This is a genomic window from Streptomyces sp. GD-15H (genome assembly GCF_045291515.1).
Lineage (GTDB): Bacteria > Actinomycetota > Actinomycetes > Streptomycetales > Streptomycetaceae > Streptomyces.
Genome location: NZ_CP149447.1, coordinates 2,737,710 through 2,752,979, shown reverse-complemented (window position 1 = coordinate 2,752,979; position 15,270 = coordinate 2,737,710). Strand labels below are relative to the sequence as shown.

The 15,270-nt window shown below is 70.6% G+C and carries 10 protein-coding genes and 1 pseudogene; 10 read left to right on the top strand and 1 reads right to left on the bottom strand.

Annotated features, from left to right (window positions below):
• Positions 1-271 precede the first annotated feature (271 nt).
• From WJ438_RS12835 to WJ438_RS12810, 6 genes and pseudogenes are all read left to right on the top strand, one after another.
• Positions 272-3,268: a putative bifunctional diguanylate cyclase/phosphodiesterase gene (locus tag WJ438_RS12835; RefSeq protein ID WP_406725358.1), complete on the top strand. Its 2,997-nt coding sequence runs from the start codon at positions 272-274 to the stop codon at positions 3,266-3,268.
• 227 nt (positions 3,269-3,495) lie between these two features.
• On the top strand, positions 3,496-5,388 hold the full coding sequence (locus tag WJ438_RS12830; RefSeq protein WP_406725357.1) for an acetolactate synthase large subunit: 1,893 nt from the start codon (positions 3,496-3,498) through the stop codon (positions 5,386-5,388).
• Positions 5,389-5,409: 21 nt separating this feature from the next.
• Positions 5,410-5,934 (top strand): acetolactate synthase small subunit, encoded by a 525-nt coding sequence (ilvN, locus tag WJ438_RS12825; RefSeq protein ID WP_406725356.1) that lies wholly within the window; start codon positions 5,410-5,412, stop codon positions 5,932-5,934.
• 120 nt (positions 5,935-6,054) lie between these two features.
• A complete protein-coding gene (gene ilvC, locus WJ438_RS12820) occupies positions 6,055-7,053 on the top strand; it encodes a ketol-acid reductoisomerase (protein WP_406725355.1) in 999 nt (332 codons plus the stop codon).
• Positions 7,054-7,386: 333 nt separating this feature from the next.
• A complete protein-coding gene (serA, locus tag WJ438_RS12815; protein ID WP_406725354.1) occupies positions 7,387-8,976 on the top strand; it encodes a phosphoglycerate dehydrogenase in 1,590 nt (529 codons plus the stop codon).
• 184 nt (positions 8,977-9,160) lie between these two features.
• Positions 9,161-9,341, top strand: a pseudogene (locus WJ438_RS12810) (TetR/AcrR family transcriptional regulator); the annotation flags it as partial.
• Here the strand turns inward: WJ438_RS12810 and WJ438_RS12805 are convergent.
• The gene (locus WJ438_RS12805) at positions 9,342-10,577 is read right to left on the bottom strand and encodes a PucR family transcriptional regulator (protein WP_406725353.1); all 1,236 of its coding nucleotides are present in this window, start codon (positions 10,575-10,577) and stop codon (positions 9,342-9,344) included.
• Between the two features lie 178 nt (positions 10,578-10,755).
• Here WJ438_RS12805 and WJ438_RS12800 point away from each other — a divergent pair, with 178 nt between their 5' ends.
• From WJ438_RS12800 to WJ438_RS12785, 4 genes are all read left to right on the top strand, one after another.
• Complete coding sequence (locus tag WJ438_RS12800; protein ID WP_406725352.1) at positions 10,756-11,682, top strand: proline dehydrogenase family protein; 927 nt, start codon at positions 10,756-10,758, stop codon at positions 11,680-11,682.
• Positions 11,683-11,926: 244 nt separating this feature from the next.
• Positions 11,927-13,567 (top strand): L-glutamate gamma-semialdehyde dehydrogenase, encoded by a 1,641-nt coding sequence (pruA, locus tag WJ438_RS12795; protein ID WP_406725351.1) that lies wholly within the window; start codon positions 11,927-11,929, stop codon positions 13,565-13,567.
• 330 nt (positions 13,568-13,897) lie between these two features.
• Positions 13,898-14,029, top strand: a complete 132-nt coding sequence (locus WJ438_RS12790; protein ID WP_095534071.1) for a hypothetical protein — start codon at positions 13,898-13,900, stop codon at positions 14,027-14,029.
• Positions 14,030-14,117: 88 nt separating this feature from the next.
• A complete protein-coding gene (locus WJ438_RS12785) occupies positions 14,118-15,161 on the top strand; it encodes a 3-isopropylmalate dehydrogenase (protein ID WP_406725350.1) in 1,044 nt (347 codons plus the stop codon).
• Positions 15,162-15,270: the final 109 nt, after the last annotated feature.

Genomic DNA, 15,270 nt, shown 5'->3' with positions numbered 1-15,270 from the left:
CGATGCACGGCCTATGGACGAGCGATCCGACGCGACGGAGCCGCCGTCGGCGACCCTGGCGCACGACCGCGCGCAACCGAGGGCACCACGACGGCCACCACACCCGGAGCAGCGACCGCTCCGGCGGCGGCCTTCACGGACTTCACCACCGCGGCCATCACCCCAGCGGGCGCCCGGCCCGCCCCGCGCCCCGGAACCCGGAGGATGCGGGGGTGTCGGGGTACCCGAGGGGCACGGGGGACGCGGGGGCAGCGCGGACCGGGAGGGACCGGTGAGCGCGCCGGCCTCCACGTCCACCCTCGACGGGGCGGTGCGGACGCAGCCCGCCCCGGAGGCGATGCCGGTCCGCCCGACGGCCGTGGAGCGCCGGTCGGACCTGGTCCCGCAGCTCGTCCTGGCCTTCGTCTGCGCGGTCTATGCCCTGGGGGCCGCGTTCGGCTGGGGATCGGATCACCTTGCTCTGATCATGGGTGACTTCGGGCTGAGCGCCGCCGCGGCCGCGGCGGCCGTGTCCTGCTTCCTCTACGCGCGCGGCCGCCGCACCCGCTTTCGGCCCGCCTGGCTGCTGTTCGGTATCTCCTCCGCCATGGCCTCCCTGGGCAACCTGGTCTGGGGGTGGTACGAGGTCGTTCTCGGGCTGCCCGTGCCCAGCCCCAGCTACGCGGACCTGTTCTTCCTGTGCTTCGCGCCACCCGCCATCGTCGGGCTGCTGGTGCTCGCCAAACGGCCCGTGACCAAGGCCGGCTGGGTCTGTCTGGGACTGGACGCCTGGCTGATCGGCGGCTCCCTGCTCACCCTCGCGTGGAGCCTCGCGCTCGCCCAGGCCGCGCAGGCCGGCGGTGAGGACGTGGCGCACACCGCGCTGTCCCTGGCCTATCCGCTTCTCGACATCGCCCTGGTCAGCATGGTGCTCGCGCTGCACTTCCGGCGGTCGGCGGTGAACCGCTCCGCGGTCAACACCGCGATCGGCGCGCTCGCGCTCACCGTGATGTGTGACGCCGTGTTCACCTCCCCGCTGCTGCACGACACCTACCGCTCGGGACAGCTGCTCGACGCGGGCTGGTTCGCCGGCTCACTGCTCCTGGCGTACGCCCCCTGGACCGGACCGAGGAGCGGCCGGTCCGAGGACGAGGGGCACACGCGCGTGGTGCGCGAGCACCTGCCCGGACAGCGCGGCGGACCCGGCCACCACCCTCCCCCCGCGCCCGGTGGTGAGCGCGGCCGTTATCCGGTCTCCCGGCCCATCGCCGGCTCCCTCGCCGCGCTCACCCCGTACCTCGCCGCGGCGGTGTGCACCCTGGGCATCCTCTACACCGTCCTCAACGGCCGCAGCGTCGACCGCGTGGTCCTGCTCACCGGTGGCACCGTGGTGCTCGCACTCGTCGTGCGCCAGGGCATCATGCTGCTCGACAACATCACCCTCACCCAGGAACTGGCGCACAAGGAGAACCACTTCCGCTCCCTGGTGCAGGGCTCCAGCGACGTCATCATGATCGCCGCGCCCAACGGCATGCTCCGCTACGTCTCTCCGGCCGCCGCCGGGGTGTACGGCCGTCCCGCGGAGGAGCTGGTGGGTACGGAACTGGCGCAGCTCATCCACCCGGAGGACCTGGGCTGCGTCGTGCACGAGGTACGCCGTTTCCTCGCCGCCAGCCCCGTCGAGGAACCCACCACGCGCATCGAGTGCCGTTTCCGCTCCGGCGGTGGGGGAGGCTGGCTGAACGTGGAGTCGACCGTCAACCGGCACCAAGGCGGCCTCATCTTCAACAGCCGGGACGTCACCGAGAGAGTGCGCCTGCAGGCGCAGCTCCAGCACAGCGCCGAACACGATCCGCTGACCGACCTGCCCAACCGCGCCCTGTTCACCCGGCGCGTCCAGCAGGCCCTGTCCGGCCGCCGCGCCTCCGACCGGGGCACCGCCCTCAGGGGCACGGCTGTGCTCTTCATCGACCTCGACGGCTTCAAGGCCGTCAACGACACCATCGGCCACCAGGCCGGGGACGAGCTGCTCATCCACGCCGCCCGCAGACTCCGGGACGCTGTCCGCAAGGGCGACACCGCCTCCCGGCTGGGCGGCGACGAGTTCGCCGCCCTGATCGTGGGCGACGGTGCCCGTGACCGGGAGGCCCGCGAGCGGCACATCCTGGAACTCGCCGACCGTCTCAGAGCGACCCTGTCCCAGCCCTACCTCATCGACGGCAACGATGTCCGGGTCAACGCCTCCATCGGTGTCGCCTTCGCCGAACCGGCCCTCGGCGCGGGTGAACTGCTGCGCAACGCGGACCTCGCCATGTACCGGGCCAAGGCCGGCGGCAAGGGCCGGGTGGAGCTGTACCGGCCGCAGATGCAGCAGGACGTCGTCCGCAGGGCGGAGCTGGCCACCCGGCTGCGCGCCGCGCTGCACGACGGGGAGTTCGCGCTGCTGCACCAGCCGGTGGTGTCCCTGGAGGACGGCAGGATCACCTCGGTCTGCGCGCAGGCGCGCTGGCGTTCCGCGCAGGGCGTGCTGTTCACCCCCGCGGAGTTCCTGCGTGTCGCCGAGGACAGCGAGAAGACCGCCGAGCTGGGCCGATGGCTGCTGGAGGAAGCGGTCGAGCAGGCCGCCGAACGGCATGCGACGGGGGTGTCGGTGCCCGTGACCGTCCGGCTCGGCGCCCGCCGGCTGCTGGACCGCTCGCTGCCGCTCGGCTCGATCGAGGCCTTGCTCACCCGGCACGGACTGCCCTCCGGCTCGCTGGTCGTCGAGGTGGCCGAAACCGACCCGCGGGTCTGCCTGGACGAGCTGGAGCGCCGCCTGACCGCCCTCAGGCGGGTCGGCGTCCGGATCGCCCTGGACGGCTTCGGCAGCGGCTACGCGGCGATCACCGCTCTCAGGCGGCTCCCCGTCGACGTGCTCAAACTCGACCGCAGCCTGGTCGAGGGCGTGGTCGAGTCCGCGCGGCTGCACAAGATCACCAGCGGGCTGCTGCGGATCGCCGGTGACCTCGGTATGCAGTCCGTGGCCGACGGGGTGGACCTGCCCGAGCAGGTCGTCGCCCTTCGCGCGATGGGGTGCACGCACGGGCAGGGCATGGCCTTCTCCGGACCCCTGGACGAGTACCGGCTGCGCAGGGCACTCGGCGCCGGCCGTTGTCCGGCGCCGCACGGACCGGTCGAACCCGCGTTCGTGGGTGGTGGCTCCGGCGTGTACGCGTCGGGGGTCGCCACCATGCTCAGAGGCGACACGACCCTGCGCTCACATGATGAGACGCCCGTCCCACCCACTTGACAGTCGGTGTGCGCCGGGGGAGGGTCAATGCCATGCGCACCCGAATTCTCGTACTTGGAAAGCGCGTCGGCTGACGCTGAGCATCGACTGCTCAACGTCCCCGCCCGGCGCGCTCCCCTCGATTGCCTTTTGGCACGAGGGGTTTTTTGTTGCACCAGCACCTGCCGCACTGCCCGCACACACCGCACGAACCTCGCAAGAACCCTCAGCATCGAGAAGAGAAGCCGATGACCGAGCAGGCCACCGGGGCCCATCCGCAGCCGCGGCCCCGATCCGGAGGACAGCAGTCCGCCCCCGAGAGCGTCACGGGCGCGCAGTCCCTCATTCGCTCTCTCGAGGAGGTCGGCGCCGACACGGTATTCGGCATCCCCGGCGGTGCGATCCTTCCCGCTTACGACCCGCTGATGGACTCCACCCGGGTGCGCCACGTCCTGGTCCGGCACGAGCAGGGCGCCGGTCACGCGGCCACGGGGTACGCGCAGGCCACCGGCAAGGTGGGCGTCTGCATGGCGACCTCGGGTCCCGGCGCCACCAACCTGGTCACCCCGATCGGCGACGCGCACATGGACTCCGTGCCGCTGGTCGCGATCACCGGCCAGGTCGCCTCCAAGGCGATCGGCACGGACGCCTTCCAGGAGGCGGACATCGTCGGCATCACCATGCCGATCACCAAACACAACTTCCTGGTCACCAAGGCCGAGGACATCCCCCGGGTGATCGCGCAGGCCTTCCACATCGCCGCCACCGGCCGGCCCGGCCCGGTGCTGGTGGACATCGCCAAGGACGCCCTCCAGGCGCGCACCACCTTCTCCTGGCCACCCATCATGGACCTGCCCGGCTACCGGCCCGTCACGAAGCCGCACGCCAAGCAGATCCGCGAGGCCGCCAAGCTGATCACCTCCGCGAAGCGCCCGGTCCTCTACGTCGGCGGCGGCGTCCTCAAGGCCCACGCCACGGCCGAGCTGAAGGTCCTCGCGGAACTCACCGGAGCTCCCGTCACCACCACCCTGATGGGGCTCGGCGCATTCCCCGACAGCCACCCGCTGCACGTGGGAATGCCGGGCATGCACGGTGCGGTCACCGCCGTCACCGCGCTGCAGAAGGCCGACCTGATCGTCGCCCTCGGAGCCCGCTTCGACGACCGCGTCACTGGCAAGCTGGACAGCTTCGCCCCGTACGCCAAGATCGTCCACGCCGACATCGACCCGGCCGAGATCGGCAAGAACCGCGCCGCCGACGTGCCGATCGTCGGTGACGCCCGCGAGGTCCTCGCCGACCTCGTCCAGGCCGTCCAGAAGGAGCACGCCGAGGGCCACCGGGGCGACTACACCGCCTGGTGGAAGGACCTGAGCCGCTGGCGCGACACCTACCCCCTGGGCTACGACCAGCCCGAGGACGGTTCGCTCTCCCCGCAGCAGGTCATCGAGCGCATCGGACAACTGGCGCCCGAGGACACGATCTTCGCCGCGGGCGTCGGCCAGCACCAGATGTGGGCCGCGCACTTCATCCAGTACGAGAAGCCCGCCACCTGGCTGAACTCCGGCGGCGCCGGAACCATGGGCTATGCCGTCCCGGCGGCCATGGGCGCCAAGGCCGGACAGCCCCGCCGGGCCGTCTGGGCGATCGACGGCGACGGCTGCTTCCAGATGACCAACCAGGAACTCACCACCTGCGCCCTGAACAACATCCCGATCAAGGTCGCCATCATCAACAACGGCGCCCTCGGGATGGTCCGCCAGTGGCAGACCCTGTTCTACAACCAGCGGTACTCCAACACCGTGCTGGGCTCCGGCCCCATCGAGCCGAACGGCGCCCCCGCCGATCTGAACGGCGGCTCCGCCGTGGGACCGGCCACGCAGAAGAGCGCCGGCACCCGCGTCCCCGACTTCGTCAAGCTGTCGGAGGCCATGGGCTGCTACGCGATCCGCTGTGAGGACCCGGCGGACCTCGACAAGGTCATCGAGGAGGCGAACTCGATCAACGACCGCCCGGTCGTCGTCGACTTCATCGTCCACCAGGACGCCATGGTGTGGCCGATGGTCGCCGCCGGCACCTCCAACGACGAGATCATGGCCGCCCGCGACGTCCGCCCCGACTTCGGCGACAACGAAGACGACTGAGCGAGAGAGACCCAAGAGATCATGTCCAAGCACACGCTCTCCGTCCTGGTGGAGAACACCCCCGGCATCCTGGCCCGGATCGCCGCGCTGTTCTCCCGCCGCGGCTTCAACATCGACTCGCTCGCGGTCGGCGTCACCGAGCACCCCGACATCTCCCGCATCACCATCGTGGTGAGCGTCGAGGAGTTCCCGCTGGAGCAGGTGACCAAGCAGCTCAACAAGCTCGTCAACGTGCTGAAGATCGTCGAACTCGAGTCGGCACAGGCCGTCCAGCGCGAACTCGTCCTGGTGAAGGTGCGCGCCGACAACGAGACGCGCTCCCAGATCGTCGAGATCGTCCAGCTGTTCCGCGCCAAGACCGTGGACGTCTCCCCGGAGGCCGTCACCATCGAGGCCACCGGCAGCAGCGACAAGCTGTCCGCCATGCTCAAGATGCTGGAACCGTTCGGCATCAAGGAGCTGGTCCAGTCCGGCACGATCGCGATCGGACGTGGTGCCCGTTCGATCACCGACCGGTCGCTGCGCGCTCTCGACCGGTCGGCGTAAGACCGGCAAACGGGCGGCCGGCGACAACCCGGCCGCCCGTATTCCGAGACTCCAAAACTTCCCGTCCCCTCACCGTCATACGGTGGGACGCGACACCCGCACACAAGGAGAGAACCCAAAGTGGCCGAGCTGTTCTACGACGCCGACGCCGACCTGTCCATCATCCAGGGCCGCAAGGTCGCGGTCATCGGTTACGGCAGCCAGGGCCACGCCCACGCCCTGTCGCTGCGCGACTCCGGCGTCGACGTGCGCGTCGGTCTGCACGAGGGCTCCAAGTCCAGGGCCAAGGCCGAGGAGCAGGGCCTGCGCGTGGTGACCCCGTCCGAGGCCGCCGCCGAGGCCGACGTCATCATGATCCTCGTCCCGGACCCGATCCAGGCCCAGGTCTACGAGGAGCACATCAAGGGCAACCTGAAGGACGGCGACGCCCTGTTCTTCGGGCACGGCCTGAACATCCGCTACGGCTTCATCAAGCCGCCGGCCGGCGTGGACGTCTGCATGGTCGCCCCCAAGGGCCCGGGCCACCTGGTGCGCCGCCAGTACGAGGAGGGCCGCGGCGTTCCCTGCATCGCGGCCGTCGAGCAGGACGCCACGGGCAACGGCTTCGCGCTGGCCCTGTCGTACGCCAAGGGCATCGGCGGCACCCGCGCGGGAGTCATCAAGACGACCTTCACCGAGGAGACCGAGACCGACCTGTTCGGTGAGCAGGCCGTTCTCTGCGGGGGCACCGCGGCACTGGTCAAGGCGGGCTTCGAGACGCTGACCGAGGCGGGCTACCAGCCGGAGATCGCCTACTTCGAGTGCCTGCACGAGCTGAAGCTGATCGTCGACCTCATGTACGAGGGCGGCCTGGAGAAGATGCGCTGGTCGATCTCCGAGACCGCCGAGTGGGGCGACTACGTCACCGGCCCGCGGATCATCACCGACGCCACCAAGGCCGAGATGAAGAAGATCCTCGCCGAGATCCAGGACGGCTCCTTCGCCCAGCAGTGGATGGACGAGTACCACGGCGGCCTGAAGAAGTACAACGAGTACAAGCAGCAGGACTCCGAGCACCTCCTGGAGACCACCGGCAAGGAGCTGCGCAAGCTGATGAGCTGGGTCGACGAAGAGGCGTGAGCCGAGCGCTCCGCGACGGTGCCGCGCCCGGGCCATGACCCTGCGGGCGCCGTCGCGGAGGCTTTGCCCCACACCCCGTATCTCCCACGCCACAGGGGCTGGATTCTTCGTTGGCAGGCCTGTCCGGCCACTTCCGGATGAGTCCGTCCGCAGTGACGCAGGACGACGCCCCGGCGCCACTACACTGCTGAAACATACGCGTCAGGCCCACAGCGTCGTGCGTCTTCCACGCGGCTAAGCGACACCGAGGAATGCAGGCACACCCCGGCGCCGCTCCCCTCCACCGCATGCGGCCGTCGGGACGGCCGTCGCAATGGACATGTGAGGACTCACGTGAGCTCGAAACCCGTCGTACTCATCGCCGAAGAGCTGTCGCCCGCGACCGTGGACGCGCTCGGCCCGGACTTCGAGATCCGCCACTGCAACGGCGCGGACCGGGCGGAACTCCTGCCCGCCATCGCCGGAGTGGACGCGATCCTGATCCGCTCGGCCACCAAGGTCGATGCCGAGGCCATCGCCGCCGCGAAGAAGCTCAAGGTCGTCGCGCGGGCCGGAGTCGGCCTGGACAACGTCGACGTCTCCGCCGCCACCAAGGCCGGCGTGATGGTGGTCAACGCCCCCACCTCGAACATCGTGACCGCCGCGGAACTCGCCTGCGGTCTGATCATCGCCACCGCGCGCAACATTCCGCAGGCCAACGCCGCGCTGAAGAACCACGAGTGGAAGCGCAGCAAGTACACGGGCGTCGAGCTCGCCGAGAAGACCCTCGGCGTCGTGGGTCTGGGGCGGATCGGCGCCCTCGTCGCGCAGCGCATGTCCGCCTTCGGCATGAAGGTCGTCGCCTACGACCCCTATGTACAGCCCGCGCGGGCCGCGCAGATGGGCGTCAAGGTGCTGTCGCTGGACGAGCTGCTCGGGGTCTCCGACTTCATCACCGTCCACCTGCCCAAGACCCCCGAGACGCTCGGCCTGATCGGCGACGAGGCGCTGCGCAAGGTCAAGCCGGGTGTGCGCGTCATCAACGCCGCGCGCGGCGGCATCGTCGACGAGGAGGCGCTGTACGCGGCGCTCAAGGAGGGCCGCGTCGCCGGCGCGGGCCTGGACGTGTACGCGAAGGAGCCGTGCACGGACTCCCCGCTCTTCGAGTTCGACCAGGTCGTGTGCACCCCGCACCTCGGTGCCTCCACCGACGAGGCCCAGGAGAAGGCCGGTATCGCCGTCGCCCGCTCGGTGCGTCTCGCGCTCGCCGGTGAGCTGGTCCCGGACGCGGTGAACGTCCAGGGCGGGGTCATCGCCGAGGACGTCAAGCCGGGCCTGCCGCTGGCCGAGCGCCTCGGCCGGATCTTCACCGCGCTCGCCGGTGAGGTCGCGGTCCGCCTCGACGTCGAGGTGTACGGCGAGATCACCCAGCACGACGTGAAGGTGCTGGAGCTCTCCGCGCTCAAGGGCGTCTTCGAGGATGTCGTCGACAAGACGGTGTCCTACGTGAACGCGCCCCTGTTCGCCCAGGAGCGGGGCGTCGAGGTGCGGCTGACCACCAGCTCCGAGTCGGCCGACCACCGCAACGTGGTCACCGTGCGCGGCACCCTCGCCGACGGCGAGGAGATCGCGGTCTCCGGCACGCTGGCCGGGCACAAGAACGTCCAGAAGATCGTCGCGGTCGGCGAGTACGACGTGGACCTCGCGCTCGCGGACCACATGGCCGTGCTGCGCTACGAGGACCGTCCGGGTGTCGTCGGCACCGTGGGCCGGATCTTCGGTGAGGCGGGCATCAACATCGCCGGTATGCAGGTCGCGCGCGCGGCGGTCGGCGGCGAGGCCCTCGCGATCCTGACGGTCGACGACACGGTCCCCTCCGTGGTACTGGCCGAGGTCGCGGCGGAGATCGGCGCGACGTCCGCCCGCTCGGTGGAGCTGGTCTGAGCCCGCCGTCCCCGGGAGCTCCGCTCCCGGGCCCCGGTCCGGTCTGAAAGGCGCCGGGCGACCGAGAACCGTCTCGGCCGCCCGGCGCCTTTCGCGCGGGTCTCGGACGGCAGCTTCCACCGCGGCCTCCTCGGCCCGCACGGGGGTCTCCCCGCAGCGTCACCGACGCCGGCCCCGCCGCCGGGGCCGGGAGGAAGGCGTCTGCGACGAGACCGCCGACACCGTCGGCATGCTCTACGTGACCCCGAGGGCGGGGCTCATCGCCCAGTGGACCTTCGACCCGCGGACCGCGCCCGGTGCGGCTCACCGCCGGCCTCCGCCGGGTGCCCGAGGCCGCCACCCGGCGCCGCCCGGCCTCCCGGTGATCACAGGCGGTGCGCCTTCAGCGCCATGTGCAGCAGGAGCCGGTCCTCGCCGTCGTCCAGGTCGAGGCCGGTGAGCTGCTCGACGCGGGACAGGCGGTAGTACAGGGTCTGGCGGTGGACGCCCAGTTCGGCGGCCGCGCGGCCGGCCTGGCCCGCGCAGTCGAGGTAGGTCTCGGCGGTGCGGGCCAGGCCCCGGTGCGCCGGGGCGAGCAGCGGGCCGACGACGGGGTCGTGGGCGGCCCGTGCGGGGAGCGCGGTCAGGAGCCGGTAGGGGCCGATCGAGGCCCAGCGGGCGACCGGGCCGAACCGGGGCTCGGCCAGGGCGGCGCGGGCCGCCGCCGACGCCTCGCCCCAGGCGACGTCGAGTTCGGCGAGGCCGGCGCGGGGTGCGGCGATCCCGGCGGCCACGGCGGGACCGGAACGGGCGCCCCGGCCCTCCCGGCCACCGACCGCCCCGTCCCGGTGTCCGGGGCCGCTCCCGTGCGCCCGCTCCAGGAGCCGCGAGGCGGCCGTCGTCGCCGGGGTCAGCACGTCGGACGCGCGCAACCGCAGCAGCAGGGCCAGGGACAGGTCGGTCTCCCCCCACGGCAGAGTGCACAGCGCCGTCGCGCCCGGCACCGTACGGACCGACGGGGCGTCGTCGGGGTCGGCGGAGGGCCACGGGGCCACGCAGACCATGATGTGCGGGCCGCCGGCGCGGCCGCCGAGGGCGGTACGGAGTTCGGCGACCGCCATGTCGCGCTGCCAGTCGCGTTCCGCGCCGAGGACGGCCCGCAGCTCGCGGGTCAGGTCCGCGCCGTGCTGCGCCTCGTCGGCGAGCAGCGCCCCGATCCGGGCCGTCACGCCCATGGCCGCGCTCAGCTGCCCCTCGGAGGGGCCCGGGTCGTAGTCCAGCAGCCAGACGTAGCCGAGGACGACACCCTTGTGGCGTACCGGCAGACAGATGCGGCCCCGGTGCACGCCCGCCTCCGGAGTGCGCGGGATGCGGACCGGACCCCTCGCGCGGGTGATGCCGAAACCCTCGAACCAGGCCCGGACGGCGGCCGTCGAGCGGCGGGTGAGGATCGAGCGGGTGCGCACCGGGTCCAGCGCGGACGGATCGAGGTCACCCTCGCTGTCGTACGCGCCGAAGGCGATCAGCTCGAAGTCACGGCTCTCCAGGGTCGCCGGAGCGCCGAGCAGCTCCGAGATCTCGTCCACCAGCTCCTGGTAGTCACCCCTGTATTCCGACGTCACCTCCGCATTGTCCCGCAGAACCGCGCAGCCTTCATACAACTGTCTGAGATCAGTGGCGCGGATGCGTGACAGCTGTCGATGGCCCACGATCGAACGGATCCCTAGGTTTCACGGTGGTTCCCCGTGTCGTACCCGAAACGTCGGGCAGCGGACATTTCGTAGCTTGTGGAGGTGCCCCGTGCTGGGTCCCGTGATTCTCGCCGCGTCGCGCAGCGACCGGATGCGACGCCTGATCTCGGCGGCCCCGGTGACCAAGCAGGTCGTCGACCGTTTCATCCCCGGGGAGACCGTCGACGCGATCCTGCCCGTCATCCAGGAGCTCACCGGCAACGGCCTCGAACTGACCATGGACGTCGTCGGCGAGGACATCACCACCCCCGTCCAGGCCACCGCCGCCCGCGACGCCTACCTGGAACTGATCCGCCGGCTCGCACCGCTGGAGCTCGGCACCCGCGCCGAGATGTCGGTGAAGCTGTCGATGTTCGGACAGGCGCTCCCCGGCGGCCACGACCTGGCACTCGCCAACGTCCGCCCGGTCGTCGAGGCCGCCGCCGCGATCGGCACCACCGTCACCCTCGACGCCGAGGACCACACCACCCTCGACTCGATGTTCGCCATCCACCAGGAGCTGCGGAAGGACTTCCCACAGACCGGCTGCGTCATCCAGGCGTACCTCTTCCGCACCGAGGCCGACGCGCGCCGCCTCGCCGCCGACGGCAGTCGCGTACGGTTGGTGAAGGGCGCCTACAAGGAGCCCGCCGAGGTCGCCCACCAGCACAAGCACGAGATCGACAAGGCGTACGTGCGCGTCCTGCGGACGCTGATGGAGGGCGAGGGGTACCCGATGATCGGGTCCCACGACCCGCGTTTGATCTCCATCGCCCAGGAACTGGCCCGCGGCGCCGGCCGCAAGCTCGACGAGTACGAGTTCCAGATGCTCTACGGCATCCGCGGCGACGAGCACCTGCGCCTGGCCGCCGAAGGCCACCGCATGCGCGTCTATACGGCCTACGGCACCGACTGGTACGGCTACTTCATGCGCCGTCTGGCGGAGAAGCCGGCGAACCTGCGCTTCTTCATGCGCTCGATGGTCAGCAAGGGATGAGCGGCAGCTGTGGACACCCGGGTGCACGCTGGATAGCGACAGCTACCGCCCATCGGCCGGCTGAGCCGACCCGGTTCCGTCCGAAGCCAAGGAGTACGGACACCGTGACTCCGCCCCCGTGGGGGCTTCTCACTCGCTCGCCGCAGCGAACTCGTGACGGTCAAGCCCTGACCGCCACCCAAGGTACGTACAGGGTTTTGGTCTCCACGGACCGAAGCCAGGGATTCACTCGGAAGAGGAGCTCATGGACGCTGTGACCCAGGTCCCCACCCCCGTCAACGAGCCGGTGCACGGCTACGCCCCCGGCTCGGCCGAGCGCGCCCGACTGGAGGCCAAGCTCAAGGAGCTCGCCGACAACCCGATCGACCTCACCTGCACCATCGGCGGTGAGCGGCGGATGGGCGGCGGCGAGGCCTTCCGGGTCGTCCAGCCGCACAACCACAAGGCCGTGCTCGGCACCTATCGCAACGCCACCCGGCAGGACGCCCAGGACGCGATCGACGCCGCCCTGGCCGCCGCCCCCGCCTGGCGCGCGATGTCCTTCGACGACCGCGCGGCGATCATCCTGCGCGCCGCCGAACTGCTGTCGGGCCCCTGGCGCGAGACCATCGCCGCCTCCACCATGCTGGGCCAGTCCAAGACCGCCCAGCAGGCCGAGATCGACAGCCCCTGCGAGCTGATCGACTTCTGGCGGTTCAACGTCCACTACGCGCGCGGCATCCTGGCGGAGCAGCCCCCGGCCAACTCGCCGGGCGTGTGGAACCGTATGGACCACCGTCCGCTGGAGGGCTTCGTCTACGCGATCACGCCGTTCAACTTCAGCGCCATCGCCGCCAACCTGCCCACCGCGCCCGCGCTGATGGGCAACGTCGTGGTCTGGAAGCCGTCCCCGACCCAGACCCACGCCGCCGTGCTGCTCATGCGGCTGCTGGAGGAGGCCGGACTGCCCAAGGGCGTCATCAACCTCGTCACCGGTGACGGCATCGAGGTCTCCGAGGTCGCGCTCGAGCACCGGGATCTGGCGGGCATTCACTTCACGGGCTCGACCAAGACCTTCCAGCACCTGTGGAAGACGGTCGGCAACAACATCGAGAAGTACCGCACCTACCCGCGGCTGGTCGGGGAGACCGGCGGCAAGGACTTCGTCGTCGCCCACCCGTCGGCCGACCGCGCGATCCTCAAGACGGCGCTGACCCGCGGCGCCTTCGAGTACCAGGGCCAGAAGTGCTCGGCGACCTCCCGCGCGTACATCCCGGCCTCCATCTGGAACTCCGGGTTCAAGGAGGAGTTCGCCGCCGAGGTCGACGGCATCAAGATGGGTGACGTCACCGACCTGTCCAACTTCATCGGCGCCGTCATCGACGAGCGGGCCTTCGCCAAGAACAAGGCCGCGATCGACCGCGCTCAGGAAGACCCGTCCTGCACCATCGTCGCGGGTGGCAGCTACGACGACTCCGTCGGCTACTTCGTCCGTCCGACCGTCGTCGAGTGCGACGACCCGGACAACGAGGTCTTCCGCACCGAGTACTTCGGTCCGTTCCTCGCCGTGCACGTCTACGACGACAGCTCCGCCGAGAAGTACGACGAGATGCTGACCCAGATGGAGGCGGTGTCCGACTACGCGCTGACCGGCTCGGTCATCGCGAACGACCGCGCGGCCGCCGCGTACACGATGGAGAAGCTGCGCTACGCGGCCGGAAACTTCTACATCAACGACAAGTCGACCGGTGCCGTCGTCGGCCAGCAGCCCTTCGGCGGCGGTCGTGCCTCCGGTACCAACGACAAGGCCGGCGCCCCGCAGAACCTGATGCGCTGGACCCTGACCCGTGCCATCAAGGAGACGCTGGTCCCGCCGACCGACTACACGTATCCGCACATGGGGTGACACCCCCGGCACCGGGAAAACCTCCGTGCCGCTGCTGCGGCCCCGTCGGACGGGCCAGGTCTGTACAGACCTGGCCCGTCCGACGTTTTCGCAGGTCGCGGCGATGTGATGCGATCCACCGTCTCAGATGGTAGGAAGTCCGAGTAATTGTGCAGACAGATGCCCTGCGCGCCCTTATTTTTGTAGGAGCCGAACGTCTCGCTCGATCAAGCGAATGGCGGTCGTGAGCCGGGCCCTGTGCAGGCAATCCCTGCGGCCCCCGCTCCCCGCCCCTTCCGGTGACGCGTTTCCCCCTCCGCATTCCCGGCTTGTCGAAGGAGTCGATTCCCCATGGCCGAGACCACCGTCCGCCGCCGCGTCCGCCACGCTTCCCGTACGAGCGAGTCCGACCGCAAGAACGCCGCAGCCGCCCTCCAGCGCGCCCTCGACCGTCGGGACAACGGCGGTTCGACCGGTCACTGAGCCGCGTCGGGCCGCGTCGTCCTCCATGCGGGTGTCCGCATCCCGGACGGCTCGTGTCAGAGCATGGGACGAGGAGTAGGGTGCCCGCATGTCTCGCAGCATCAATCTCGCAGTGATTCCCGGTGACGGCATCGGCCAGGAGGTCGTGACCGAAGGCCTCAAGGTCCTCTCCGCCGTCCTTCCGCAGGATGTGAAGCTGGAGACCAAGGAGTTCGACTTCGGCGCGCGGCGCTACCACGCCACCGGTGAGACCCTCACCGACGCCGACCTCGACGCGCTGAAGCAGCACGACGCCATCCTGCTCGGCGCGATCGGCGACCCGTCGGTGCCCTCCGGCGTCCTGGAGCGCGGCTTCCTGCTCAAACTCCGCTTCGCCTTCGACCACCACGTCAACCTGCGGCCGTCGAAGCTCCTGCCGGGCGTGTCCACTCCGCTCGCGGGGCAGCCGGAGATCGACTTCGTCGTCGTCCGCGAGGGCACCGAGGGTCCGTACACCGGCAACGGGGGCACCATCCGCAAGGGCACCGAGCACGAGGTCGCCACCGAGGTCTCCGTCAACACGGCCTACGGTGTCGAGCGCGTCGTCCGTGACGCCTTCGCCCGCGCCCAGGCCCGCCCGCGCAAGAAGCTCACGCTGGTCCACAAGAACAACGTGCTGACCTTCGCCGGTCACCTGTGGACGAACGTCTTCCACAAGGTGGCCGCGGAGTACCCCGAGGTCACCACCGACTACATCCACGTCGACGCCGCGACGATCTACCTCGTCACCCAGCCCGAGCGCTTCGACGTGATCGTCACCGACAACCTCTTCGGTGACATCATCACCGACCTCGCCGCGGCCGTCTCCGGCGGCATCGGCGTCGCCGCGAGCGGGAACATCAACCCGTCCGGCGCGTTCCCGTCGATGTTCGAGCCCGTGCACGGCTCGGCGCCGGACATCGCCGGCCAGGGCAAGGCGGACCCGAGCGCCACGGTTCTCTCCGTCGCCCTCCTCCTGCGCCACCTCGGCCACGACACCGAGGCGGCCCGCATCGAGGAAGCCGTCTCCGCCGACCTCGCGGAGCGCGGCGGCCTGCCCGCGCGCAGCACCTCCGAGATCGGCGACGCGCTCGCCGTACGCGTAGCCGGCTGACCGGGCGCGCACACTCGAAGCCGCCGGTCGCAACCGCCCGGCGGCTTTCCCATGTCCCCGCCGGGTGCCACCATCGACCACCGGGCCGCATTCACCCCGCATTTCCTCC